Genomic DNA, 24,071 nt, shown 5'->3' with positions numbered 1-24,071 from the left:
AAGCTTAGCGCCACCGATGAGCTTAGCCTATCAAGGCAACGAAGTGTTACAACTTTGACATGCATATGTCGCAACAGCAACGTTCACGCGTCCGGTACGTCGACCGGGCGATCCAGGAGCTCGTGCGCCAGCTTGAGGCCCTCGACCATCGTGTTAAAGGCCTCGCGCTTCGCGTCCTCGCCCGGCACGCGCAGAACATACGACGGGTGGTATGTCGTGACGACCCAGTGCCCTTCATGGCGCAGCGGTTTGCCGAGGGAATTCTTGAGCGTGACGTTCGCCGTGCGCAGCACCGACTTCAACGCCGTGGCGCCGAGGGCCACGATGACGGTCGGCTTGACGCTCGCCAGTTCCTTGTCGAGCCAGTAGTGGCAGGCCTCGATTTCGCGCTGGACCGGCGTCTTGTGCAGGCGCCGCTTGCCGCGCGGCTCCCATTTGAAATGCTTGACGGCGTTGGTGACGTAGATCGTGTCGCGGTCGACACCGGCCGCCTCGCACACGCGGTCCAGCAGCTTGCCGGCCGGGCCGACGAACGGCTGCCCCGCCAGGTCTTCCTGGTCGCCCGGCTGCTCGCCGACGAACATGATCTTCGCGCGCCTGGGTCCCTCGCCGCCCACGGCCTGCGTCGCGAACTGCCACAGCTCGCAGCGCCGGCATTCGTCCAGTTTCGACGGCTGCTGGCGTTCCGGCTGCGCGTCCTCGGGGGTGATCGGGATCGTCGTGCCCTTGCGCTGGCCGACGGCCTCGTACTGGCCCACCTTGCGCGCGCCCAGCGCCGCCTCGCTGACCATGTGCGGCACGATCTTCGCCTCCGGCAAATTCTTCCACCGGTCCGACTGGATATGCTGGTGCATCACGTTCGTGTTCAGGCGAGCCGGGTTGAACACGCTGCGGTAGTAGGTCAGCCACAGGGCTTCACCGGTGTCTTCGAGGTCGGCCGCATCGCGCACCAACGGTCCGGTATTGTGCAGCGTATGGCCGTCCCACAGGACGCTCGCCTCGGGCGTGGCGATCATCCAGCTGACCTTGCCCATGCGCGAGACAAAATGGTCGGCCACCTGGGGCAGCACGTCGTGGCGCGGCTCGTACCAGGCGACGAAGCGCGGCGGGCCGGCTTCTTCCGGGCGCTCGCGGAAGCGGATGTAGGCATGCATGTCGTGTTCCTCGCGGCGGACCGCCTTCACCATCGCATTCAGCCGGGCACCGTCCTCGTCGGCCGGCGACTGCACGTCGTGCTCGCCCTGCTGCCAGCGCCAGATCACGCGGTACAGGAAGGCCCAGCGGTCCGGCACGCGGCAGCAGGCGGCCGACTGCAGCATCTCCATCAGCGAGCGCGGGATGTGCGGCGCGGGCCTCAGTGGCTCATTCTCTGGCTCATTCTTTGGCTCGTCCGGCGGCGGTATGGAAGGATTATGCGGTGCCTCGGCGGCGGCCGGCGCACCCGTGAACAGGTCGCCTCCCGCCAGCAGGTCGCCCATATGCGGCACGCCCCACGTCACCTGGTCGGGCGGGATGCCGTGGACGAGCAGCTCGCGCGCGGCCTCGCGCCACTCGGCGAACGTCTCGACCTGCACCGGCTGCCCTGTCCGGACCAGCACATCCGCCGCCATCACGCCGCCTGCAGTTCCGGCCACAAATTCATCTGCTGGGGGGCGTCGGCCAGGTTACGCCGCAGCAGGTCGGACGACGCGGTGCCCTGCGCCGGCTTGTAGTCCGCCGTGATCACGAAGGGCGCCAGCTTTTTCAGGCTGCAGCGCAGGCGCGACAGGTCTTCCCAGCGGATGCGCCGCAGCCGCCGCAGGTCGATCAGGCGCTTGGCCGTGCGCAGCCCGATGCCCGGCACGCGCGCGATCATGGTCTCGTCCGCGCGGTTCAGGTCGAGCGGGAAGTGGTCGCGGTTCGCGAGCGCCCAGCCCAGCTTCGGGTCGATGTCCAGCGCGAGGTTGCCGGCCGTGGGCATCAGCTCCTTCGCCGTAAAACCATAGCCACGCAGCAGGAAGTCGGCCTGATACAGGCGGTGTTCGCGCAGCAGCGGCGGCGGCGCGGACGGCACGCTGGACGGGCTGTGCGGGATCGGGCTGAACGCCGAGTAGTACACGCGTTTCAGTTTATAACTGCCGTACAGCGTCTGCGCGGTATTCAGGATCGTCTGGTCGTCGCTGGCGTCCGCGCCGACGATCATCTGCGTACTCTGCCCCGCCGGCGCGAACGTGGGCGCCTTGGGGTGGTCGTCCTTTTCGTCCAGCTTCGTGCGGATCGAACCCATCGCCAGCTTGATCGTGTGGACGCTCTTTTCCGGCGCGAGCTTCGTCACGCTGTCCTGCGTGGGCAGCTCGATGTTCACCGACAGGCGGTCGGCATAGCGGCCCGCCAGTTCGATGAGGCGCGGGTCGGCGTCCGGGATCGTTTTCAAATGGATGTAGCCGCGGAACTGGTGCTCTTGACGCAGGCGGCGCGCGACCTCGACCAGCTGCTCCATCGTGTAGTCGCTCGACTGGATGATGCCGGAGCTGAGGAACAGGCCGTCGATGTAGTTGCGCAGATAAAAATCGCACGTGAGCTTCACGACCTCGTCGACGGAAAAACGGGCGCGCGGCACGTTCGACGTGCGCCGGTTCACGCAGTACTGGCAATCGTAGACGCAGAAGTTCGTCAGCAGGATCTTCAGCAGCGACACGCAGCGTCCGTCCGGCGTATAGCTGTGGCAGATGCCCATGCCGTTCGTCGCACCCAGCCCGTCCTTGTCGACGGAATCGCGCCTGGGCGCGCCGCTGCTGGCGCAGGAGGCGTCGTACTTGGCCGCGTCGGCCAGGATCTCGAGCTTGTCTTTGAGTTCCATCGGGCGATAAATACTGTATATATGAACAGTATATCGCGAATCGTCCCTGCCGTGCCGTGCGCGAACGCACTGTGGTGCGGTTTGCGCTAGATCAATGTGAGTACCGCTGATGGTGGTTTCACAGTGGTAAGATCAGTGGATTGTTACATGCTTCGGCCAGGATTCACCATGTCTGTACAGTTTCGCAACAACGTTCACGTGACGGGCTCGGGACCGGTCACCATGGTGTTCGTGCACGGTTTCGGTTGCGACCAGGCCATGTGGCGCTTCCTGGCGCCGGCGTTCGCGGAGCGCTTCCGCGTCGTGCTGTACGACCTCACGGGCAGCGGCCGCTCCGACTGGGAAGCCTACGACCGCGCGAAGTACGCCAGCCTACAGGGCCATGTGACGGACCTGCTGGACATCCTCGACGCCTGCGCGGCCGGTCCGGCCATCGTCGTCGGGCACTCGGTCGGCGCGTCGATCGGGCTGCTGGCGACGGTGGCGGCGCCGGAGCGCTTCCTGGCCCAGGTCCTCGTCGGACCGTCGCCCTGCTACATCAACGACGGTGACTACATCGGCGGCTTCAACCGCGAGGACATCGACGGCCTGCTGCAGGCGATGGAGACGAACTTCCTCGACTGGTCGCGCAAGATGGCGCCCGCGATCATGGGCGCGCCCAATCGTCCGGAACTGGGCGCGGAACTGACGCGCAGCTTCTGCCGCAACGATCCCGCCATCGCCAAGCATTTCGCGCGCGTGACCTTCCAGGCCGACATCCGCGCCGAGGTGGCACGCTCCACGGTCCCGGCCCTGATCCTGCAATGCAGCGACGATTTGATCGTGCCGCGCGAAGTGGGCGAGTGGCTGCACGAGCACCTGGCGCACAGTACCCTGCAGGTCATCGACAATGTGGGGCACTGCCCGCATTTGAGCGCGCCGACGGCCAGCTCGGTCGCGATCGATACCTTCCTCGCGCGGGCGTTGCGCCAGGATGGACGGCTCGCCGCGAGTCCGGCAGTGTAAGGCAGGACGCAATCCGGTGCCGAAAATGCACCAATGCGCGGCATGGTCCCGTGCGATAGTGGCGCCGCTATCGACACCACCGGAGACACCATGCAGCTCTACCACATGCGCGGCGCCTGTTCGCTGGCCGACCTGATCGTTCTCGGCTGGCTCGGCGTGCCGCACGAGATCGTGCCGATGACGCTCGACTCGATCAAGGCGCCGGCCTACCTGGCGCTCAACCCCGGCGGGAACGTGCCGCTGCTCGTGCACGGCGACCTCGCCCTCACGGAAAACGTCGCCATCCTCGGCTACCTGGCCGACCTCCATTCGCATGCGCAGCTGGCGGGCGACGGCAGCCCGCGCGGCCGGGCCGAAGTCATGCGCTGGCTCGCCTTCCTCAATTCGGACGTCCACAAGGCATTCAAACCCCTGTTCGCGCCGGAACGCTTCCTCGACGGGCGTGACCTGGACGAGCAGCTGGCGGCCAACGCGCGCCGCCATGTCCGGGCATACCTCGAACGCCTCGACGGCGCGCTCGCGGACCGCGACTGGCTCACGGGACAACGTTCGATCGCCGATCCCTACCTCTACGTCGTGCTGCGCTGGGCACAAGCGAAAGGCGTCGACATGTCGGACCTGCATGCGCTGGCCGCGTTCCACGAGCGGATGTCGCGCGACCCGGCGGTCCGCGACGCGCTGCGCGCCGAGGAAGCCTGACCGAACGCCCATGCACATCGGGAAGTCCTACGGGCTGTTCGAGTTCGTGCACTGGACCCGGCGCCGCGTCTACCCGCTCGCCGCGTGCGCCGGCACGGCCGTGGCGCTGTACCAGCTGGGCGGCTGGCACTGGCTTTCCCTGCCGTGGCCCGTGCTCGCGCTGCTGGGTACCGCCGCGTCCTTCATCGTCGGGTTCAAGAATGCGCAAAGCTATGGCCGCACGGTCGAAGCCCAGCAGATCTGGTCGTCCCTCGCGGCCGCCAGCCGCCACTGGGGCCTGATCTGCCGCGACTTTCCGACCAACGAACGCGCGATCCCCGCGCTGGTGACCCGCCACCTGGCCTGGCTGACGGCCGTCCGCTACCAGTTGCGCGCACCGCGCGTGTGGGAAGCCGCCGCGGCCGCGCCCAATGCCGAATACCGGGAACGCATGTTCGACGTGGCGGAACGCAGCGTGCCGCTCGAGGCCGAGCTGGCCCGCTATCTGCCGCCGGACACCGTCGCCCACCTCCTGACCGTCGACGACGTGCCCGCCGCGCTCATGTCCCTGCAGAGCCGCGCCATCCGCGATCTGTTCCACGACCAGGCGCTGCAGATGCTGCAATACGCCGAGCTGCAAAAGACCTTGAAGGACCTGATCGATCAGCACGCGCGCGCGCAACGTCTCAAGAATTTTCCTTATCCGCGCCAGTACGCGATCGTCAATTCGCTGTTCGTCTGGCTGTTCGCCCTGCTGCTGCCACTGGGGATGGTGCGGGAATTCGCGCGACTGGACGGGCAGATGGCGTGGCTGGCCGTCCCGTTCAGCGTGCTGATCGGATGGATGTACCTGGCCCTCGACCAGGTCGGCGCCAGCACCGAGAATCCGTTCGAAGGCAGCGCCAATGACGTGCCGATCACGTCCCTGTCGCGGGCGATCGAAGTCGAGTTGAGCGCGCTCCATCGCCTGCCCCACGCCCCGCCACCCGCGCCGCCGGCCGGGCACATCGTGCTCTAGGATCTACGCCGCGCCGATATAGCCGTTGGCCTGCGCCAGCAACGCCGGCTCCATGCGCGCCGCGATGCGCCGGATGTAGTTCGCGGCCGGCGCGATGCCCGCGACGCCCGCACGGTGCAGCCATGCATAGGCTTCGACGAGATCGAGCGGCACGCCCTGCCCCGCCGCATACATCACGCCGAGGTTGAACTGGGCGCGCGCATGGCCCTGGCGCGCGGCGCACAGGTACCAGAAATGGGCCGCTTCGTAATCGCGTTCGGCGCCGTGGCCACTGTCGTGGCGCAGGCCCAGCGCGAACTGCGCCAGCGCGTGGCCCTGCTCGGCCGCCTTGCGGTACCACAGCGTCGCCTGGCGCGGGTCGACCGTGCCCGTGTCGTCGCGGTCCAGCAACTGGCCCAGCGCGTACTGCGCGGGCGCGTACTCCTGGTCGGCCGCCTTGCGGTACCAGTACGCGGCTTCGCGTTCGTCCTGCGCGACGCCGTTGCCGCTTTCAAAACGCAGCGCGAGATCGAACTGCGCGCGCAGGTGGCCCTGTTCCGCGGCCTTGCGATACCAGTCCAGTGCGAGTGAACAATCCTGCGGCACGCCGTGGCCCATGTCGTAAAGCTGGCCCAGATGGTACTGCGCGCCGGCGAAGCCCTGCTCCGCCGCGAGGGCGTACCAGTGCGCGGCCTGCGCGTAGTCCTGCTCGACGCCCTGGCCGTGTTCATACCGAAGCCCAAGGTTGTCCTGCGCGCCCGCATGCCCCTGCTCGGCCGCGCGCCGGAACCACGCGAGCGCCAGCTGCGGATCGCGCGCGACGCCGTGGCCGGCATCGTGGATCAGCGCGAGGTTGAACTGCGAGCTGGCGTGCCCCTGCTCGCCCGCGCGGCCGTACCACAGGACCGCCTTTTCGCTGTCCTGCGGCAGGTCCTGGCCCTTGTCGTAGCGGAGGCCCAGGTTGAACTGGGCCGGCGCATAACCCTGCTCCGCGGCCTTGCGGAACCAGTGGATGGCCTGCTGCACATCGCGTGCGATGCCCTGGCCACTGTCGTATCTGAGTGCGAGATTGAACTGCGAGCGCGCGTAATTCTGGTCGGCCGCCTTGCGATACCACTCGACGGCCTGCGCGACATCCTGCGCGACGCCCTTGCCGCCCTCGTACATCATGCCGAGATTGTGCTGGGCGCCGGGGTCGCCCTGTGCGGCGGCCTTGTTAAACCAGTGCAGCGCCTCGTGCACGTCGGCCGGCGTGCCCTGGCCTTTCGCGTACAGCCAGCCCAGGTTGTACTGGGCCTGGACGTAGCCCTGTTCCGCGGCTTGCCGGTACCAGTGCAGCGCCTGGCCCAGGTCCTGCGCCACGCCTTGCCCCTTCTGGTACATCACGCCAAGGTTGTACTGCGCCTGTTCGAGGCCGCTGCTCGCGGCCATGCGGTACCACGCGACGGCCAGCTCGTCGTTGCGCGGCACGCCCTGGCCGTTCACGTACATGAAGCCGAGGCTGTGCTGGGCCGTGGCGACGCCGCGCTCGGCGAGCGCTTTTACCCGCAAAAATTCAGCCGTGTGACGGGCGTCCATCTCGCTGAGAGACATGGCGCATCAGGCCTGGAAGGCGAGCACGTTCAAGACGCCCGCCGGCAGTGTCTGCCCACGCAGCACGTCGATGAAGCGGCCGAGCGGCATGGGGCGGTGGTACAAATAGCCCTGCATCGTCAGGCAGCCGTTCGCGCGCAGGTAGCGGGCCTGCGAGTCCGTCTCGACGCCTTCCGCGATCAGGTTCAGGCCCAGGCCCCGCGCGATGGAGATGATCGCCAGCACGACCGGATAGTGCCCGTGCTCGTCGTGGATCTCCTTGACGAACGACTGGTCGATCTTGATCGTGTGGACCGGGAAGCGGTGCAGGTAGGCCAGCGACGAATAGCCGGTGCCGAAGTCGTCGATCGCGACCGACACGCCCAGCTGGCCGAGTTTGTTGAGCTGTTCGATCGCGTGCTGCGGGTTGCGGATGCAGATGTTCTCGGTGATTTCGACTTCGATCTGGCCCGGCGCGATCCCGTAACGCAGGAGCGCGCCGCGCATCTTTTCGAAGAAGTCGCCCCGGTCGAGGTATTGCGGCGACAGGTTCAGCGACAGCCGCACCTGGTTGCCGATGTTCTTCCACTGCAGCATGTCGCGGCACAGCGCGCCGATCATCCAGTCCGAGATCGGCAGCATCAGGCCGTTCTCTTCGGCGAACGGCAGGAATTCGCCCGGCGACACGATGCCGCGCGTGGGATGGTTCCAGCGCATCAGCGCCTCGGCGCCGACGATGCGGCCGCTGATGGCGTCGATCTGCGGCTGGTAGTACATCTCCAGCTCGTTGTGCTCGAGCGCGCGGCGCAGGCTCTGTTCCAGCGCGATCTTCTGGTGCGACACGTCCTGCATCGCCGGGTCGTAGAACGCGTGGCCATTCTTGCCCTGTCCCTTGATCTGGTACATGGCGATGTCGGCGTGGCGCAGCAGCTCGTCGATCGATTCGCCGTGCGCCGGATAGACCGCGATGCCGATCGACGCCGAGATGTGCACGGCGTGGCCGTCCAGGTCGAACGGCTCCTGCAACACTTCGAGGAATTTGTCGGCCACCATGCGCGCGTCGTCGCGGTCGCGCAGTTCCGGCAGCACGATGGTGAATTCGTCGCCGCCCTGGCGCGCCAGCGTGTCGCCTTTCCTCAGGCATTCCTTCAGGCGGCCCGCGGCCTGCTGCAGCAGTTCGTCGCCCTTGACGTGGCCGAGCGTGTCGTTGACGAGTTTGAAGCGGTCCAGGTCGATGAACATCACGGCCAGTTCCGTCTGTTTTCGCTTGGCCTGGATGACGGCGAGGCCGAGGCGGTCCTTGAACAGGATGCGGTTCGGCAGGTCGGTCAGGATGTCGTGGTAGGCCTGGTACGAGATGACTTCCTCGGCGCGCTTGCGGTCCGTGATGTCGCGCGCGACGCCGTACGTGCCGTAGAACTCGAGCCGCTTCACTTCCTGGTCGGGCACGTGCATGCCGATGGCGTTCAGCGAGATCGTCATCAGCGTGTTGTTGAAGGTGCGTTCCTGGTTGGCGCCCGCGTGGCACTTCAGGCGCAGTTCGACATTGCGCGAGGCCCGCTCGTCGACGCGGCGCTCGTTGAATACGTAGCGCGCGCGCTCCAGGTCTTCGTCGTGCACGAGGATCGAGTAATGCTGGCCGATGAGTTCTTCGCGCTTGTAGCCGAGCAGCTGGTAGGCGCGGTCGTTGATGAAGGTGAACTTGCCTTCGTGGTTCAGCGTGTAGATGATGTCCGGCGACGAATCCACCAGGTAGCGGTACATCTTCTCCGAGTTTTCCAGCTGGTTCGCGATACGCGCATTGGCTTCCTGCAGGCGGCGCTGCTTCAGTGCGTTCGCGACGGTCTTGAGCAGTTCCTCGCGGCTGTACGGCTTGCGCAGGTAATCGTAGGCGTTGCGTTTCAGCGCGCCGATGGCGGCGTCGATGCCGACCTCGCCGCTCATCACGATCACGTCGGCGTCGATGCCCTTCTCGTTGATGAAGTCCATGATCTCGTGGCCGCCGATGTCGGGCAGGCGCAGGTCGAGCAGCACGAGATCGAAGCGCAGGCGCGCCAGGTGCGCGAGGGCTTCTCCTCCGGTGGCGGCCGTGACGAGCTGGTAGCCGCGGCCCTGCAGCAGTTCGTACAGGGAGGTGAGCAGGCGCGGTTCATCGTCGACGAGCAGGAGTCGGGGCTGGTCGATGCCGAGCGAGGATTGCGTGTCGTGGGGGCTGGACGACGTGGCGCTGGCGGAGAATGGATTCATTGTTACCTTATACGGATCCAAGCGCGCGCACCGGCAATGTGGCCGGGGCGCCGGCGCCGGCATGCGCCGGCAGCAGGATTTCAAAACTGGTGCCGGTCGTTCCGCTGCGGCAGGCGATATGCCCGTTCAGCTTCTTGACCAGGCTGTGCACGATCGACAGGCCGAGACCGTGGTGCGGTCCCTCCTTGGTGCTCTTCACGGCCGAGAACAGATTGGCCAGCACCTCGCGCGACAGGCCCGGGCCGGTGTCGGAGACGACCAGTTCCAGGTACAGCCTGCGCTCGCGGTTCACGTGGCCGCGGTTGGCGATCTCGATGCGGCCGCCGCTGCCGGACAGCGCCTCGATCGCGTTCTTGACGAGGTTCACGAGGATCTGCTTGAGGATGTCCGGATCGCCTTCGATGCGGCTCTCGGCGTCCGCCATGCTCACGACGATCTCCACGTTCGCCGGAATGAAATTCGTGGTGCGGAACAGGCGCAGCACGTCGTCCACGACGCGGGCCACGTCGGCCGCCGGCGCACTGTCCACCATCGACGTCGCGACGCCCGGCTGGATCTCCGTCAGGCTGCCCACCAGCTGGCCCACGCGGTCGATCTCCTCGTTCAGGATCGACAGCTCGGCGCTGACGGGTTCCTGGCGTTCCAGCTTGCTGTCCAGGACCGACAGGTAGTTCTTGATGATAGCCAGCGGATTGTTCACTTCGTGCACGACGCGCCGCGACGCTTCGCGGTATTCCTCGGCCACGTGGGCGAGCTGGCGGCGCGCGTGGCCGCGTTCCGACATCGCCGTCTCCAGCGCGCCCGCGGCCTGCGCGCCGAACGCCTGCAGGAAGCGTTCGCGCTTCTGGCACGTCGGCAGCTGCCACGTCGCGACGCCGCCGATCATCACGCCGAGGCAGCGCGCGCCCGCGACGAGCGGCAGGCACACGAGCGATTCCGTGCCGAGCATGCGCAGCAGCTGTTCTTCCGCGAGGCCGAGCGGACGGCCGTCGCGGCGGATGAAGCCGAGGCGGCGGTCCAGCGCGGCCTGCGCGACGGCGCCGCCCTTCGCCAGCGGTACCGTGAATTCGGCAATGCGCTGCTGGTTCGCGGTCGGCGCGCCGATGAGGGCCTGGCCGGTCGGGTTCTCCAGCAGCACGACGGCGTTCTCGAAATCGAACAGGATGCGCGCCGAGCGCGTCATCGCTTCCAGCAGGCCCGATTCACCTTGCTGGCGCGCGAACGTCTGGCCCACTTCGGACACGAGCACGAGGTTGCGCACTTCCTCGGACAGGCGCTGCTGCACGGGATCGACGGGAGGCGGCGGCGCGAACGCGGCCGGCACGGGCAGGTCGTCGGCGCCGGCGAGATCGATGCCGAGGTGGATCGCGGCCTTTTCGACCTGGCGCGCGGCGAGGCCCAGCAATTCGTCCGGCGCTTCCGGACCGAGGCCGCACAGCGCGCGCGCCTCGTCCACGAGGGCATCGTCGTGCGCGTGGCAGGCCAGCACGTGGGCCACGCGCACGATGCGGATCAAGGGATGCGCCGCTTCCAGGCGCTCGCTCGGTTCATGGTGGTACAGCACGGAATCGGCGAGGAAGGAATCGAGCTGCCAGCGTTCGATCAGCCAGGCGCCCGCTTCCGCATGCGTGATCTGCAGGGTGCGCTGTTCGACGGCGCACAGGTCTTCGTCGTCGCGCGCCGTGAAGTTGAAGGCGTATTCCTTCGGTGCCGTCGCGAGCAGCGCCAGGCGGCCGACGTTGTGCAGCAGGCCGGCGAGATACGCTTCTTCCGGCTGCGCGTAGTTCATGCGGCGTGCGGTCTCGCGCGCCAGCACGGCGGCCGTCAACGAGTTCTTCCAGAACGCGCGCAGGTCGGTGGCGCTGGAATTCGGGAAGCTGTTGAAGGTCTGGAAGACGGAGTCGCTGATGACCAGCGTCTTGATCATGTCCGTGCCCAGCGCCACCATCGCCTGCTCGAGGTTCGGCTGGCGGCTGTTGCGGTGGTACGCGGAGCTGTTGGCGACGGTGAGGATCTTGCCCGTCATGCCGGCATCCTTCGCAACCAGCGCGGCCAGTTCGGGCATGCCCAGATCGTCCGCCTGCAGGTGTGCAAGCAGCTTGATGAGGATCTGGGGCATGGCCGGCAAGCGCGCGATCAGCAGGCGATTGCGGATGTCCTGGTCAGGTTGATGTATGGATTCAAGCACGGCCGCCAACTTGGTTTTTGGGTGATGGCCGCTCTCCCCTGCGGGGGCTGCCACAGTGTTCGTTCTTGCGGTCCCTGGAATAGAGCAATGCTTACATCATTATTCCAAGCATGAAAAACTTATCTTAGCATATATACATTTCTGATCAGGAACAATACTTTCCAAGAAAACTGACGCGTTTTAGAATCAAATTTCAACTAAAATGTATTGACAATACACAGAGAAGTTCCCGAAATTTAGCATTTATTTACGATCACTATCATTACCGTAACTACTTTTTAAGCGAGCGCCTTGTACCGGCGGTATTGGCGCGACGTCATCCAGCATGCCAGCGACGCCAGCGCAAACGCGGCCTGGCCGAGCGCCATCGCCAGCACGGAATGGGTCAGCGCCGGCGCGATGATGCCGGCCACCAGCGCGCCCATCAACGTGGTCACGAACGACTGGCACGACGCCACCGTGCCGCGGATGTGCGGGAACAGGTCGAGCGCAAGCAAGGTGGCGCTGGGGTTGATGATCGAGCTGCCGAAGTTATAGAAGAACATCGGCAGCACGGTCCAAGGCAGCGCCGGCGGCAGCACGGCGTGGTAGGCGACCGAGCCGGTGACGGCCGCCAGCATTAACGCATAGCCGATCGCGATCTGGCGCGAGAACGTCATCTTGCCCGCGAGCCGGTTGGCGACCAGCGCGCCCAGGAAGATGCCGCTCACGGCCGGCACGAACAGCCACGCGAAATCCGACGGTCCGAGGTGCAGGTGCACGGGCAGCAGCACCGGCGCGCCCGCGATGAACAGGAACATGCCGCCGAAGTTGAACGCGACGATCCCGGACTTCATCTGGAACAGCACGGAGCTGAAGATGTCCCAGTAGCTGCGCGCGAGGAAGCGCGGGTTGAAGGGCTGGCGGCGTTCCACCGGCATCGTCTCCGGCAGGTGCTGCCAGCACACCCACCACAGCACGACGGAAAACGCGAGCAGGCCGAGGAAGATCGACCGCCAGTCGAACGCGGACACGACCCAGCCGCCCAGCACGGGCGCGATGGCCGGCGCGATCGAGAAGATCATCGTCACCATCGACAGCAGCCGCGCGGCCGGCGCGTCCGAATACAGGTCGCGGATGATCGCCCGGCCCACGACGACGCCGGCACCGGCCGATACGCCCTGCATGATCCGGAAGATCCACAGGTAGTGCACGGAATGCGCGGACGCGCAGCCGAGCGTCCCGACCGCGAACACGATCAATCCGACGAGGACCACGTTGCGCCGCCCGAACGCGTCCGACAGCGCGCCATGCCACAGCGACATCGCGGCGAAGGCCAGCATGTACGCCGTCAGCGTCTGCTGCACTTCCAGCCCGGTCGCGTGCAGCGATGCCTGGATCGCGGGGAACGCGGGCAGGTAGGCGTCGACGGAGAACGGGCCGAGCATCGACAGCGCGGCCAGCAGGGTGGCGAGGCCGCCCGCCGACAGCATCGCGATCTTGTGCGGCGCCGGCAGCGGGATGGGGGTGACGGGGTCTTTCGGTAGATTGTCCGGTTCGGGTTCGGGTAGCATTTATTGGTCGTCTTTGGGTTTGGCTGCGTCGCGGCGGTTGAAGCCGGCGACCATGTCGAAGCGGAACAAACGGCATTCGAGGGCGCCGTTGAAGAACGGGGTCTTGCGCGATTCCTTCAGGCGCAGCATCTTCGGCAGGCCCAGGTCGGCCGTGAACAGGTACACCGTCCAGCCGGCGAAGCGCTGCTTCAGGGTGGCGGAGAGCTGCTGGTAGAATCCGACGGCCATCTCGTCCTGCGGGATGGTCGAGTCGCCGCGCACGCCGATCCGCTCGCCGTACGGGGGATTCGTCACCAGCAGGCCAGGCTGGCTGGTGGGCGGCTGCACCTGCTGCGCCTCGATCTGCTTCAGCGGCACCTCGAACAGGATGCCGGCCGAGCGCAGGTTATGGCGCGTCATCGCGACCATGTCGCCGGAGATGTCGGAGCCGAAGATCGTCGGTTCGGCCGGCAGCGGATTCGGCTTGATCGCCGTCTTCATCTCCTGCCAGGCCTTGGCATTGAAGTTCCTGAATTTCTCGAACGCGAAGCGGCGGCGCGCGCCGGGCGGGATGCCCTGCACCATCTGCGCGGCCTCGATCAGGATCGTGCCCGAGCCGCACATCGGATCGAACAGCGTCATGCCCGGCTTCCATCCGGCCACGCGCAGCAGGCCGGCGGCCAGGTTTTCGCGCAGCGGCGCGTCGCCCGTCTCCTCGCGCCAGCCGCGCTTGAACAGCGCTTCGCCGGACGTGTCGAGGTAGATCGTGAAGTTGCGCTGGTCGAGAAAGCCCATGATGCGCATGTCCGGCGTGCGCGTGTCGACGGACGGGCGGCGGCCGAACTGGTCGCGGAAGCGGTCGCAGACGGCGTCCTTGATCTTCAAGGTCGTGAACTCGAGGCTCGTCAGCGGCGACTTGATCGCGGTGATGTCGACGCGGATCGTGTGGTCGACGCTGAACCAGTCTTCCCACTGCTGTTCCAGCACGAGGTCGTAGATGTCGTTCTCGTTGGCGTACGTGCGGTTGGCGATGCGCAGCAGCACGCGCGACGCGATGCGCGAATGCAGGTTGATGCGGTACGCGTCCATGTCCGTGCCCGAGCAGTGGACGCCGCCCGGCACCTGGTTGTGCACCTTCAGCGACGTGCTGCCGGTGGTGTGTGCGATCTCGGCCAGTTCGTCGGCGAGCGCCTGTTCCATGCCGCGCGGGCAGGGGCAAAAATAGGAAGTCATGGGGTACCCTTTATCCGTTGGTTAAAAACAAACGGCCGGGATCAGGCCCGGCCGCCACTACAAGTTTGAGTCTTCAGGTCAGAACGGTTTGACGACGACCAGGATCACGATTGCCAGCAACAGTAAAACCGGCACTTCGTTGAACACGCGGAACCACTTGTGGCTGCGCGTATTGACGCCGCGTTCGAATTTTTTCAGCAGCGAACCACACGCATGATGGTAGCCGATCACGAGGATCACGAGCGCCAGTTTTGCATGCAGCCAGCCGCCCTTGATGCCGAATCCCAGCCACAACCACAGGCCCAGCAACAGCGCCGGCACCATCAGGATCGTCGTGAACCGGTACAGGCGGCGCCCCATGCCGATCAGGCGCTCGACGACGGCCGGATTGCTTTCCTGGGCCAGGTTCACGTAGATGCGCGGCAGGTAGAACAGGCCGGCGAACCACGAGGCGACGAAGACGATGTGCAGCGCTTTGATCCAGAGGTACATGCAATTCCTTTATTCAAGAGCTCCAATTCGGGGTCGTAGCACGTTTTCGCAAAAAATCGGGGTCAGAGCACTTTTTTGCGCAATGGCTCTTAAGAATCTACGGGCGCCAAGAGATCTACGAAGTCCCGCTTCCCGCCTCGCGGATGCAGTCTGCAGCTATTAGAGGCACGTAGGAACAATTGTCCTCAAATGTGCTCTGACCCCGAATTTTCCGAAAAATGTGCTCTGACCCCGAATTTATTTGCGCACTTCGCCGTGGCCGAATACCACGTATTTCAGCGACGTGAGGCCTTCCAGACCAACGGGGCCGCGCGCATGCAGTTTGTCGTTCGAGATGCCGATCTCCGCGCCCAGGCCGTATTCGAAGCCGTCCGCGAAGCGCGTCGATGCGTTGATCATCACCGAGGCCGAATCGACTTCGCGCAGGAAGCGCATCGCGTCCGTGTAGTCCTCGGTGACGATGGCGTCCGTGTGCTTCGACGAATACGTGTTGATGTGCTCGATGGCCGCGTCGATGCCGTCCACGATCTTCACGGCGAGGATCGGCGCCAGGTATTCCGTGCTCCAGTCCTCTTCCGTCGCAGGGGTCAGATGCGGATAGCCCTGCAGGATCGCCAGCGCTTCCGGATCCGCGCGCAACTCTACTTCCTTGGTGGCGTACAGCTCGGCCAGTTGCGGCAGCACGGTCGGGGCGATCGCGCGGGCGACGAGCAGCGTCTCCATCGTGTTGCACGTGCCGTAGCGGTGCGTCTTCGCGTTCATCGCGATCGGCAGCGCCTTGGCGATGTCCGCCTTGGCGTCGATGTAGACGTGGCAGATGCCGTCCAGGTGCTTGATCATCGGGACGGTGGATTCCTTCATCAGGCGCGCGATGAGGCCCTTGCCGCCGCGCGGGACGATCACGTCCACGAATTCCGGCATCGTGATGAGGGCGCCGACTGCGGCGCGGTCCGTCGTCTCGACGACCTGCACGCCGTGTTCCGGCAGGCCGGCGCCGCGCAGGCCTTCGGCGACGAGGGCCGCGAGCGCGCGGTTGCAGTGGATGGCTTCCGAGCCGCCGCGCAGGATGGCGGCGTTGCCGCTCTTGATGCACAGGCCGGCCGCGTCGACCGTCACGTTCGGACGCGCTTCGTAGATGATGCCGATAACGCCCAGCGGCACGCGCATGCGGCCCACCTGGATGCCCGTCGGGCGGAATTTCAGGTCGGTGATCTCGCCGATCGGGTCGGGCAGCGCGACGATCTGGCGCAGGCCGTCGACCATCGTGGCGATGGCCTTGTCGGACAGCGCGAGGCGGTCCAGCAGCGCCGGTTCCAGGCCGGCGGCGGCGGCCGCTTCCATGTCGCGCGCGTTGGCGGCACGCAGCTGGTCGGCGTCGCGCTCGATGGCGGCGGCGATCAGCAGCAAGGCCTGGTTGCGGGTGGCGCTGTCCGCGCGCGCCATGCCGCGCGACGCCGCGCGTGCCTGGCGGCCCATTGTGTGCATGGTCTCGGTGATATCCATCGTGCTTCTTCCTGTGATTTCGTTATGTCGACGCGACTTTCAACGCCAGCTGCAGCATCGCATCCCACGCGTCGCCCGCGAACTGCTTCGCGCGCAGGCCCTTGACCATCCTGTCGACCTGCGCCGCCTGCTGCAGCGCGGCTTCCAGGGTCGGCAGAGAGATCCGGCGCAACGCCGGTTCCATCATGCGCTCGCGCGGGCCCCAGATGCGGTATTCCTTCAGCAGGGCGCCCAGCGGGCGTCCCTGCGCCATCCCTGCCTTTAATTTTAGCAGCGTACGGATTTCTTCGGAGACGGCCCACAACACCAGCGGCAGCGCCTCGCCCTCGCCTTTCAGGCCTTCCAGCATGCGCACGAGGCGCGCCGGGTCGCCGGCCAGCATCGCTTCCGACAGTTTGAAGACGTCGTAGCGCGCCACGTTCAGGACGGCGTCATGCACCTGCTCGTACGTCAGCCTGCCCGGTTCGTACAGCAGGCCGAGCTTCTGGATTTCCTGGTGCGCCGCCAGCAAATTGCCCTCGACGCGGTCGGCGATGAAGTCCAGGCTCTGGCGGTCCGCGCTCTGGTTCTGCGCGGCCAGGCGTGTGCCGATCCAGCCCGGCAGCTGCGCGCGCTCCACGTTCGGGATCTCGACGTAGACCGCCGCCTGCTGCAGCGCCGCCACCCACGACGCCTTGGCCGTCTGCCAGTCCAGCTTCGGCAGGGTGACCAGGGTGAGGTTGTCGGGATTCAGGTCTTTCGCATAGTTCTGCAGGGCCGCGCTGCCGTCCTTGCCGGGCTTGCCGCCGGGGATGCGCAGCTCGATCAGCTTCTTGTCGCCGAACAGCGACATGGCCTGGTTGGCGGCCAGCAGCTCGCCCCATTTGAAGTTGCGCTCGACCGTGAGCACGTCGCGCTCGGAATACCCTTGCGCGCGCGCGGCACGGCGGATCTTGTCCGCCGCTTCCAGCGCGAGCAGGTGCTCGTCGCTGGTGATCACGTACAGGGGCGCGAGCCCCTTGGCGAGGTGCCCGTCGAGCGCCTCAGGCCGCAACTGCATGGTGGTCCTTTTTAATCAAGTCGCTGGTTTGATCGACGCGAGGCGGCGGATGATCTGCTGCACGAGGTCCGCCTGCATGTCGCGGTACAGCAGCGCTTCTTCCGATTCCTTGGCCAGCACCTGGGTCTCGTCGAACGCCATGTTCCGGCGCAGCGAGATCTGCGTGGGCGGCACCAGTTCCGCGCCCTTCGCATCGCGCACGGTGAACGACATCGTGTACGTCAGCAGGTATTCGCGCACGCGGCCCAGGCTGTTCAGCGACAGGATGGACTTGTTGCGCGACTCGCCCAGCAGCACGAACTGCGCCTCGGCATCCGCCGCCTTGTCCGCGATGACCACCTGGTCCGTCGCGCGCAGGTTGCGCTTGAGTTCCGTGCCCAGCGCGGACGTGTCCGGGAAGCCGAGATAGATGCTGTGGAACGGCATCGTGTAGCTGCCGTTCGAACCGCGCAGCTGGAAGCCGCAGCCTGCGATGGCGGATGCCACCAGCAGGGCCGCGGCCGCGCGCACCGCCAACTTCCGGGTCAGGGCGCGCATGGCTTACACCACGATGTTGATCAGTTTGCCGGGGACGACGATGACCTTCTTCGGCGTGCCTTCGACGAACTTCTGTGCGGCTTCCGACGCCAGCGCGGCGGCTTCGATGGCGGCCTTGTCGGCCTCCTTCGGCACCTTCACCGATCCGCGCAGCTTGCCGTTCACCTGGATCATCAGCTCGATCTCGGCCTGCTCCAGCGCGGCCGGATCCACTTCCGGCCAGGCCACGTTCAGGATGTCGCCGTACTTGCCGGCGTAGCCGAGTTCCTGCCACAGCGCGTGCGTGATGTGCGGCGCGACCGGGTTCAGCATGCGCAGGAAGATCGACAGGCCTTCCGTGATCACCGCATCGCTCGCGGCGCCCTCGGCCAGCTTGGCCGACTCCAGCGTATTGAGCATCTTCATGCAGGCCGAGACGACCGTGTTGTACTGGATCCGCTTGAAGTCGTAGTCGGCCTGCTGCAGCACCTTGTGCACTTCGCGGCGCAGCGTTTTCTGCGCGTCGTCCAGGGTTCCCGCCTGCTGGCCGGCCAGCGCAGCGGCCACGCTCTGCTGCTTCGCATGACCGAACGCCCAGACGCGGCGCAGGAAGCGGCTCGCGCCTTCGACGCCCGACTCCGACCACTCGAGCGTCTGCTCCGGCGGCGCGGCGAACATCGTGAACAGGCGGGCCGTGTCGGCGCCGTACTGCTCGATCTGCGCCTGCGGGTCGATGCCGTTGTTCTTCGACTTCGACATCTTCTCGGTGCCGCCGATGACGACCGGCTGGCCGTCGTCCTTCAGCACCGCCGATTGCGGACGGCCGCGGTCGTCGAACGTCAGGCTCACGTCGGCCGGGTTGTACCACGTCTTCTTGCCCGACGCGTCTTCGCGATAATAGGTCTCGTTCAGCACCATGCCCTGGGTGAGCAGGTTGACGAACGGCTCGTCGAATTTCACGAGGCCGAAGTCGCGCATGACCTTCGTCCAGAAGCGCGCGTACAGCAGGTGCAGCACGGCGTGTTCGATGCCGCCGATGTACTGGTCCATCGGCATCCAGTAATCGTTGCGGGCCGGGTCGACCATCGCGTCGTTCGAACCCGGCGACGTATAGCGCATGTAGTACCAGGACGAGTCGATGAACGTGTCCATCGTGTCCGTCTCGCGGCGTGCCGGCGCGCCGCAGCACGGGCAGTCGACCTTGAGGAACGCCTCGTGTTTCTTCAGCGGGTTGCCGGAACCGTCCGGGACGCAGTCTTCCGGCAGCACGACCGGCAGGTCCTTCTCGGGGACCGGCACCGTACCGCACTTCTCGCAGTGGATCATCGGGATCGGCGTGCCCCAGTAGCGCTGGCGCGAGATGCCCCAGTCGCGCAGGCGGAACGTGACCTTCTTGTCGCCCAGCTCCAGGTTCGCGAGATCGCCCGCGACGGCGTTGACGGCCGACGTGTAATCCAGGCCGTCGTACTTGCCCGAATTGATGACGACGCCCTTTTCTTTATCGCCGTACCACTCCTGCCAGCCGTCCAGCGAGAACGTCTCGCCTTCGACCGCCACCACCTGCTTGATCGGCAGGTCGTATTTTTTCGCGAAGCCGAAGTCGCGCTCGTCGTGGGCCGGCACGCCCATCACGGCGCCGTCGCCGTACGTGATCAGCACGTAGTTGCCGACCCAGACCGGCACCTGCTCGCCGGAGATCGGGTGCGTGACGAACAGGCCAGTCGGCATGCCCTTCTTTTCCATCGTCGCCATGTCGGCTTCGATGACGGAACCCTGCTTGCACTCGGCGATGAACGCCTGCAGTTCCGGATTGTCCTTGGCCGCGTGCTGGGCCAGTGCGTGTTCCGGCGCGACGGCGCAGAAGGTCACGCCCATGATCGTGTCGGCACGCGTCGTGAAGACGTACAGCTTGCCCTCGTTGATGAGCTCACCCTGCTCGTCCATGATCACGTGCGGGAACGCGAAGCGCACGCCGGTCGACTTGCCGATCCAGTTGGCCTGCATGATGCGCACGCGTTCCGGCCAGCCCGGCAGCTTGTTCTCGACGTGGTCCAGCAGTTCGTCGGCGTAGTCCGTGATGCGCACGTAGTACATCGGGATCTCGCGCTTTTCGACGACCGCGCCCGAGCGCCAGCCCTTGCCGTCGATGACCTGCTCGTTCGCGAGCACGGTCTGGTCGACCGGATCCCAGTTCACGGTGCCGGTCTTCTGGTAGATGATGCCCTTCTCGAGCATCTTCAGGAACATCCACTGGTTCCACTTGTAGTAGTCCGGCTTGCACGCGGTCATTTCGCGCGACCAGTCGATCGCGAGACCCATCGACTCCATCTGGCCGCGCATGTGGGCGATGTTCGAATAGGTCCACTGGGCCGGCGGCACGTTGTTCGCCATCGCCGCGTTCTCGGCGGGCATGCCGAAGGCGTCCCAGCCCATCGGCATCAGCACGTTGTAGCCGTTCATCCGCAGGTAGCGGTACATCACGTCATTGATCGTATAGTTGCGCACGTGACCCATGTGCAGCTTGCCCGACGGGTAAGGCAACATCGAGCAGGCGTAATACTTGCCTTTCGGGAAACGCGGGTCGTTCTCGACGGCTTTATACGCGTCGATCGACTTCCAGTAGGCCTGCGCGGCCTGTTCGACTTCGGCTGGACTATATTTTTCTTGCATGATGTTCTGCGGACTGAAGGAGGTGAGCAGAACATTATATCGTGTCACATGACAAGCGACCTACCGCAGTTCGAGCTCAAGCGCCGCCTTCTCGCCGTAGTCCTCGTAGCGCTCGTTGATGCCGATGATGCAAAAGGCCATCTCTTCCAGCACGTCCGGCGCCCGTTCGCGCAGGGCCTCCGAGTGCGTCACGACGATGTGCAGCACCTCGTCCTTCTTCAGGCGGACGCTGCTCATGCCGTCCTCGTCGCGCAGGTAGCTCAGGCAATCGACCCAGGAATCCATCGTGTGCGCGTACGAATCGGGGAAGCCGAACGCACGCTGGCTCTCGACGTGGAAGCTTTCCGCATCGGTGATCGCGGCGCCGTTGAGCTCGACGGTGGCCATGGGATATCTCCAATTAGGCGTCGTTCCCGCGAAAGCGGGAACCCATGCTGAACCGACCGGGGTCACTTCAGCATGGATTCCCGCGTGCGCGGGAATGACGGTATTTATACGATGACGGGTTGGTAGCCAGTATGCCAGCAGATCGCCAGCCAGGCCGTCCAGTTCGGATCAGGCCTTGAGACCCAGCACGTCCTGCATGTCGTACAGCCCCGTTGCCTTGTCGGCAATATACTGCGCGGCGCGCAGGGAGCCCTGGGCGTAGCTGACGCGGCTGCTCGATTTGTGGCTGATCTCGATGCGCTCGCCGATGCCGGCGAACAGCACGGTGTGGTCGCCCACGATGTCGCCGCCGCGCACGGTGGCGAAGCCGATCGTCGACGGGTCGCGCTCGCCCGTCACGCCTTCGCGGCCGTAGACGGCACATTCCTTCAGGTCGCGGCCCAGCGCGTCGGCGATCACTTCGCCCATCTTGAGCGCGGTGCCGGACGGGGCGTCGACCTTGTGGCGGTGGTGGGCCTCGATGATCTCGATGTCATAGCCCTCGGAGAAATTCTTGGCAGCCATTTCCAGCAGCTTCAGCGTGACGTTCACGCCGATGCTCATGTTCGGGGCGAAGACGATCGCGGTCTTCTCGGCGGCGGCGCGGATGGCGGCCTTGCCGGCGTCATCGAAACCGGTGGTGCCGATGATCATCTTGATGCCGTGCGCCGCGCAGTATTCCAGGTGCTGCAGCGTGCCTTCCGGGCGCGTGAAATCGATCAGGAAGTCGGCGTCCGCCAGGCCCTTGGCCAGGTCGGACTGGATCACGACGCCGGTCAGCTGGCCGGAAAACGCGCCCGCGTCCGAATTGATGAACGGGTTGCCTTCGCGGTCGAGGGCGCCGGCGAGGACGGCGTCCGGCGCGGCGGCGATGGCTTCGATCAGCATGCGGCCCATGCGGCCGCTGGCGCCGGCGACGGCGATTTTCAGTTGGGTCATTATTGTCCTCCGCCGCCTTTCGCAGCCTCGTCGCGCTTGCGCTTGAGCTCGTCCAGCGATTCCTGCTCGGTCTTGGTTTCGTATTTCGAGATGCCGATCAGGCGATTGATGTATTCGCGTTCCGTCGGCAGGTTGCCGCCGTCGAAGTGGTCGACCTTGTCGTCCTTGAAGTAGACGGTGACGCGGCTGGTGGTCAGCTCGCCGTTACCGCGCGCAAGGTAGAACGGGTAATCCCAGCGGTCCTTGTGGAAGGCGTCCTGCAGCAGCGGGCTGCCGAGGATGAATCTCACCTGGTCGCGGGTCTGGCCGACCTTCAGCTGGTTCAGCATTTCCTGCGACACGAAATTGCCCTGCTGGATATCCGGCCGGTACGGCGAGAAAATCCACAGGAATTTCTGCAGCTTGGTGACGGTCGTCGTCTGCGCGCCCGAATTCGCGATTGCCGCCGATTTGCCGGCATCGGCGGCGACCGCGTCGGGGGCGGTGCTCACCGGCGCCGCCGGCTTGGTCTGGTTACGCCAGGCCGCGCAGCCGGACAGCGCCAGCGTCATGCAGGCGAGGCCGGCCACGAGCGCTGCCCGTGCGTGGGAACGATGGAAAACGGCTTTAGTGCGCATATCTGACCTTAAAATCGATGAGGCGGGAGCTTGTAAAACGCTATATCATAAAGCACTCCGCCCATATCCGAGTAACAAAACATGAGCAACAATCCAACCGACCTGAAAGCCAGCGGCCTGAAAGCGACCTTGCCTCGGCTAAAAATCCTGGAAATTTTCCAGAACAGCGCGGTGCGGCACCTGACGGCGGAAGACGTCTACAAGACCCTGCTGAACGAAAACATGGACGTGGGCCTGGCGACCGTCTACCGGGTGCTGACCCAGTTCGAACAGGCCGGCCTCCTGAACCGCAATCACTTTGAAACCGGCAAGGCGATCTACGAGCTGAACGCCGGCTCGCATCACGATCACCTCGTGTGTCTCGACTGCGGCCACGTGGAAGAGTTCTACGACGACGAGATCGAAAGCCGCCAGCAGAAGATCGCCAGCGAACGCGGCTTCAAGATCGCCGAGCACGCCCTGGCCATCTACGGCCACTGCCAGAAGACGGATTGCCCGCACCGGCACTGACCGCCTGCCGCTCCGCTCAAGAGTGGCTCAGCGCATTCGACAGCAGCTTGGCCGTGATGTCGACGATCGGGATCACGCGCTCATAGGCCATGCGCGTGGGCCCGATGACGCCGAGGGTGCCGACGATCTTGCCATTCACTTCGTACGGCGCGGTGACGACACTCATCTCGTCCATCGGCACGAGCTTCGATTCGCCGCCGATGAAGATTTGCACGCCCCCGGCCTTGCTCGACACGTCGAGCAGTTGCATGAGGCCCGTCTTCTGCTCGAACATCTCGAACATCTGGCGTAGCGAGCTCATGTTGGACGACAGGTCGGCTACCGAGAGCAGATTGCGTTCGCCCGCGATGATCATGTCGTCCGTCTCGGCCAGCGCTTCGCTGCCCGCCTCCACCGCGGCCTGCATCAGGCGGCCCATGTCGTCGCGCAGCTGGCGCAATTCTCCCGTCAGGCGCGCGCGCACCTGGTCGAACGACAGGCCGGCGAAATGCTGGTTCAGGTAATTCGCGGACTGGATCAGCTGAGACGGCGAATAATCCACGTCGGTCAGCAGCAGGCGGTTCTGCACGTCGCCGCGCGGGTCGACGATGACGAGCAGGATGCGCTTTTCCGACAGGCGCAGAAATTCGATCTGCTGGAACGCCGATTCGCGCCGCGGGCTCTGCACGACGCCGGCGAACTGCGACAGCGACGACAGCATTTGCGCCGCGTTCGCGATCACTTTCTGCGGCTGGTGCGCGGGCAGGCGCATGCCGGCTTCGACCGCGTTCTCGTCGATCTGCTGCACGGTAAGCAGCGTGTCGACGAACAGGCGGTAGCCGCGCGGCGTGGGAATGCGGCCGGCCGACGTGTGCGGACTGGCGACGTAGCCCATTTCCTCGAGGTCGGCCATGATGTTGCGGATCGTGGCCGGAGAAAGGTCGAGGCCGGAGATCTTCGACAGCGCGCGCGAACCGACCGGCTGGCCGTCGGCGATGTAGCGCTCGACCAGGGCTTTCAACAGGGTTTGTGCACGGTTATCGAGTTGCATGGTCTAGCCAGGATTTCGTTTCATTTATGTCATTATGC

At 65.4% G+C, this 24,071-nt stretch carries 20 protein-coding genes; 4 read left to right on the top strand and 16 right to left on the bottom strand.

Features of this window, described 5'->3' with window-relative positions:
• Nucleotides 1-83 precede the first annotated feature (83 nt).
• Both ACEN9H_RS00750 and ACEN9H_RS00745 read right to left on the bottom strand, forming a co-directional pair.
• Entirely contained in the window at nt 84-1,634 is a 1,551-nt protein-coding gene (locus ACEN9H_RS00750) for a UdgX family uracil-DNA binding protein (RefSeq protein ID WP_413673446.1), read from the bottom strand.
• The gene (locus tag ACEN9H_RS00745) at nt 1,610-2,839 is read right to left on the bottom strand and encodes a putative DNA modification/repair radical SAM protein (protein WP_413673445.1); all 1,230 of its coding nucleotides are present in this window, start codon (nt 2,837-2,839) and stop codon (nt 1,610-1,612) included. The genes ACEN9H_RS00750 and ACEN9H_RS00745 overlap by 25 nt, the downstream gene beginning before the upstream one ends.
• Nucleotides 2,840-3,007: 168 nt before the next feature.
• Here ACEN9H_RS00745 and ACEN9H_RS00740 point away from each other — a divergent pair, with 168 nt between their 5' ends.
• From ACEN9H_RS00740 to ACEN9H_RS00730, 3 genes are all read left to right on the top strand, one after another.
• Complete coding sequence (locus ACEN9H_RS00740) at nt 3,008-3,844, top strand: alpha/beta fold hydrolase (RefSeq protein WP_413673444.1); 837 nt, start codon at nt 3,008-3,010, stop codon at nt 3,842-3,844.
• 90 nt (nt 3,845-3,934) lie between these two features.
• Complete coding sequence (locus ACEN9H_RS00735) at nt 3,935-4,543, top strand: glutathione S-transferase family protein (protein ID WP_413673443.1); 609 nt, start codon at nt 3,935-3,937, stop codon at nt 4,541-4,543.
• Nucleotides 4,544-4,553: 10 nt separating this feature from the next.
• Nucleotides 4,554-5,540 carry a bestrophin family protein gene (locus ACEN9H_RS00730; protein ID WP_413673442.1) on the top strand — a complete coding sequence of 329 codons (987 nt, stop codon included), beginning with the start codon at nt 4,554-4,556 and terminating at the stop codon, nt 5,538-5,540.
• A 3-nt stretch (nt 5,541-5,543) separates the two neighbouring features.
• On the opposite strand, the gene ACEN9H_RS00725 is transcribed toward ACEN9H_RS00730, so the two are convergent.
• The 13 genes from ACEN9H_RS00725 to ACEN9H_RS00665 form a co-directional block, all read right to left on the bottom strand.
• Nucleotides 5,544-7,112 carry a hypothetical protein gene (locus tag ACEN9H_RS00725; RefSeq protein WP_413673441.1) on the bottom strand — a complete coding sequence of 523 codons (1,569 nt, stop codon included), beginning with the start codon at nt 7,110-7,112 and terminating at the stop codon, nt 5,544-5,546.
• 6 nt (nt 7,113-7,118) lie between these two features.
• Nucleotides 7,119-9,338: a putative bifunctional diguanylate cyclase/phosphodiesterase gene (locus tag ACEN9H_RS00720; protein WP_160410649.1), complete on the bottom strand. Its 2,220-nt coding sequence runs from the start codon at nt 9,336-9,338 to the stop codon at nt 7,119-7,121.
• 7 nt (nt 9,339-9,345) lie between these two features.
• Nucleotides 9,346-11,457 (bottom strand): HDOD domain-containing protein, encoded by a 2,112-nt coding sequence (locus ACEN9H_RS00715; protein ID WP_413675539.1) that lies wholly within the window; start codon nt 11,455-11,457, stop codon nt 9,346-9,348.
• A gap of 347 nt (nt 11,458-11,804) precedes the next feature.
• Nucleotides 11,805-13,079 (bottom strand): multidrug effflux MFS transporter, encoded by a 1,275-nt coding sequence (locus tag ACEN9H_RS00710; RefSeq protein WP_413673440.1) that lies wholly within the window; start codon nt 13,077-13,079, stop codon nt 11,805-11,807.
• Nucleotides 13,080-14,291, bottom strand: a complete 1,212-nt coding sequence (locus ACEN9H_RS00705) for a THUMP domain-containing class I SAM-dependent RNA methyltransferase (RefSeq protein ID WP_413673439.1) — start codon at nt 14,289-14,291, stop codon at nt 13,080-13,082.
• A 78-nt stretch (nt 14,292-14,369) separates the two neighbouring features.
• Nucleotides 14,370-14,783, bottom strand: coding sequence for a CopD family protein (locus tag ACEN9H_RS00700; RefSeq protein WP_413673438.1), 414 nt, complete (start codon nt 14,781-14,783; stop codon nt 14,370-14,372).
• A gap of 237 nt (nt 14,784-15,020) precedes the next feature.
• Nucleotides 15,021-16,286, bottom strand: a complete 1,266-nt coding sequence (locus tag ACEN9H_RS00695; RefSeq protein WP_413673437.1) for a glutamate-5-semialdehyde dehydrogenase — start codon at nt 16,284-16,286, stop codon at nt 15,021-15,023.
• Between the two features lie 22 nt (nt 16,287-16,308).
• On the bottom strand, nt 16,309-17,325 hold the full coding sequence (gene holA / locus ACEN9H_RS00690) for a DNA polymerase III subunit delta (RefSeq protein ID WP_056123998.1): 1,017 nt from the start codon (nt 17,323-17,325) through the stop codon (nt 16,309-16,311).
• A gap of 15 nt (nt 17,326-17,340) precedes the next feature.
• The gene (gene lptE / locus ACEN9H_RS00685) at nt 17,341-17,862 is read right to left on the bottom strand and encodes an LPS assembly lipoprotein LptE (RefSeq protein ID WP_056123993.1); all 522 of its coding nucleotides are present in this window, start codon (nt 17,860-17,862) and stop codon (nt 17,341-17,343) included.
• A gap of 3 nt (nt 17,863-17,865) precedes the next feature.
• Nucleotides 17,866-20,511: a leucine--tRNA ligase gene (gene leuS, locus ACEN9H_RS00680; protein ID WP_413673436.1), complete on the bottom strand. Its 2,646-nt coding sequence runs from the start codon at nt 20,509-20,511 to the stop codon at nt 17,866-17,868.
• A 60-nt stretch (nt 20,512-20,571) separates the two neighbouring features.
• The gene (locus ACEN9H_RS00675; protein WP_056123988.1) at nt 20,572-20,898 is read right to left on the bottom strand and encodes a barstar family protein; all 327 of its coding nucleotides are present in this window, start codon (nt 20,896-20,898) and stop codon (nt 20,572-20,574) included.
• 168 nt (nt 20,899-21,066) lie between these two features.
• Nucleotides 21,067-21,876 carry a 4-hydroxy-tetrahydrodipicolinate reductase gene (dapB, locus tag ACEN9H_RS00670; protein WP_413673435.1) on the bottom strand — a complete coding sequence of 270 codons (810 nt, stop codon included), beginning with the start codon at nt 21,874-21,876 and terminating at the stop codon, nt 21,067-21,069.
• A complete protein-coding gene (locus ACEN9H_RS00665) occupies nt 21,876-22,493 on the bottom strand; it encodes an outer membrane protein assembly factor BamE (RefSeq protein WP_082577466.1) in 618 nt (205 codons plus the stop codon). The genes dapB and ACEN9H_RS00665 overlap by 1 nt, the downstream gene beginning before the upstream one ends.
• 81 nt (nt 22,494-22,574) lie before the next feature.
• On the opposite strand from ACEN9H_RS00665, the gene fur reads away from it, so the two are divergent.
• Nucleotides 22,575-23,003, top strand: a complete 429-nt coding sequence (fur, locus tag ACEN9H_RS00660; RefSeq protein WP_036234473.1) for a ferric iron uptake transcriptional regulator — start codon at nt 22,575-22,577, stop codon at nt 23,001-23,003.
• Nucleotides 23,004-23,019: 16 nt separating this feature from the next.
• Here fur and hrcA read toward each other — a convergent pair whose 3' ends face one another.
• The gene (gene hrcA, locus ACEN9H_RS00655) at nt 23,020-24,033 is read right to left on the bottom strand and encodes a heat-inducible transcriptional repressor HrcA (protein WP_056123982.1); all 1,014 of its coding nucleotides are present in this window, start codon (nt 24,031-24,033) and stop codon (nt 23,020-23,022) included.
• Nucleotides 24,034-24,071: the final 38 nt, after the last annotated feature.

This window comes from Massilia cellulosiltytica (assembly GCF_047325105.1).
GTDB lineage: Bacteria > Pseudomonadota > Gammaproteobacteria > Burkholderiales > Burkholderiaceae_D > Telluria > Telluria orientalis.
The sequence above is the reverse complement of the archived record's forward strand: the minus strand, read 5'-3'. Positions and strand labels throughout refer to the sequence as shown.

What these genes read in the sequence shown, in the direction of transcription:
- ACEN9H_RS00745 (WP_413673445.1), bottom strand. Translation starts at nt 2,839, where the DNA reads ATGGAACTCAAAGACAAGCTCGAGATCCTGGCCGACGCGGCCAAGTAC.
- ACEN9H_RS00740 (WP_413673444.1), top strand. Translation starts at nt 3,008, where the DNA reads ATGTCTGTACAGTTTCGCAACAACGTTCACGTGACGGGCTCGGGACCG.
- ACEN9H_RS00735 (WP_413673443.1), top strand. Translation starts at nt 3,935, where the DNA reads ATGCAGCTCTACCACATGCGCGGCGCCTGTTCGCTGGCCGACCTGATC.
- ACEN9H_RS00730 (WP_413673442.1), top strand. Translation starts at nt 4,554, where the DNA reads ATGCACATCGGGAAGTCCTACGGGCTGTTCGAGTTCGTGCACTGGACC.
- ACEN9H_RS00725 (WP_413673441.1), bottom strand. Translation starts at nt 7,112, where the DNA reads ATGTCTCTCAGCGAGATGGACGCCCGTCACACGGCTGAATTTTTGCGG.
- ACEN9H_RS00720 (WP_160410649.1), bottom strand. Translation starts at nt 9,338, where the DNA reads ATGAATCCATTCTCCGCCAGCGCCACGTCGTCCAGCCCCCACGACACG.
- ACEN9H_RS00715 (WP_413675539.1), bottom strand. Translation starts at nt 11,457, where the DNA reads ATGCCCCAGATCCTCATCAAGCTGCTTGCACACCTGCAGGCGGACGAT.
- ACEN9H_RS00710 (WP_413673440.1), bottom strand. Translation starts at nt 13,079, where the DNA reads ATGCTACCCGAACCCGAACCGGACAATCTACCGAAAGACCCCGTCACC.
- ACEN9H_RS00705 (WP_413673439.1), bottom strand. Translation starts at nt 14,291, where the DNA reads ATGACTTCCTATTTTTGCCCCTGCCCGCGCGGCATGGAACAGGCGCTC.
- ACEN9H_RS00700 (WP_413673438.1), bottom strand. Translation starts at nt 14,783, where the DNA reads ATGTACCTCTGGATCAAAGCGCTGCACATCGTCTTCGTCGCCTCGTGG.
- ACEN9H_RS00695 (WP_413673437.1), bottom strand. Translation starts at nt 16,286, where the DNA reads ATGGATATCACCGAGACCATGCACACAATGGGCCGCCAGGCACGCGCG.
- holA (WP_056123998.1), bottom strand. Translation starts at nt 17,325, where the DNA reads ATGCAGTTGCGGCCTGAGGCGCTCGACGGGCACCTCGCCAAGGGGCTC.
- lptE (WP_056123993.1), bottom strand. Translation starts at nt 17,862, where the DNA reads ATGCGCGCCCTGACCCGGAAGTTGGCGGTGCGCGCGGCCGCGGCCCTG.
- leuS (WP_413673436.1), bottom strand. Translation starts at nt 20,511, where the DNA reads ATGCAAGAAAAATATAGTCCAGCCGAAGTCGAACAGGCCGCGCAGGCC.
- ACEN9H_RS00675 (WP_056123988.1), bottom strand. Translation starts at nt 20,898, where the DNA reads ATGGCCACCGTCGAGCTCAACGGCGCCGCGATCACCGATGCGGAAAGC.
- dapB (WP_413673435.1), bottom strand. Translation starts at nt 21,876, where the DNA reads ATGACCCAACTGAAAATCGCCGTCGCCGGCGCCAGCGGCCGCATGGGC.
- ACEN9H_RS00665 (WP_082577466.1), bottom strand. Translation starts at nt 22,493, where the DNA reads ATGCGCACTAAAGCCGTTTTCCATCGTTCCCACGCACGGGCAGCGCTC.
- fur (WP_036234473.1), top strand. Translation starts at nt 22,575, where the DNA reads ATGAGCAACAATCCAACCGACCTGAAAGCCAGCGGCCTGAAAGCGACC.
- hrcA (WP_056123982.1), bottom strand. Translation starts at nt 24,033, where the DNA reads ATGCAACTCGATAACCGTGCACAAACCCTGTTGAAAGCCCTGGTCGAG.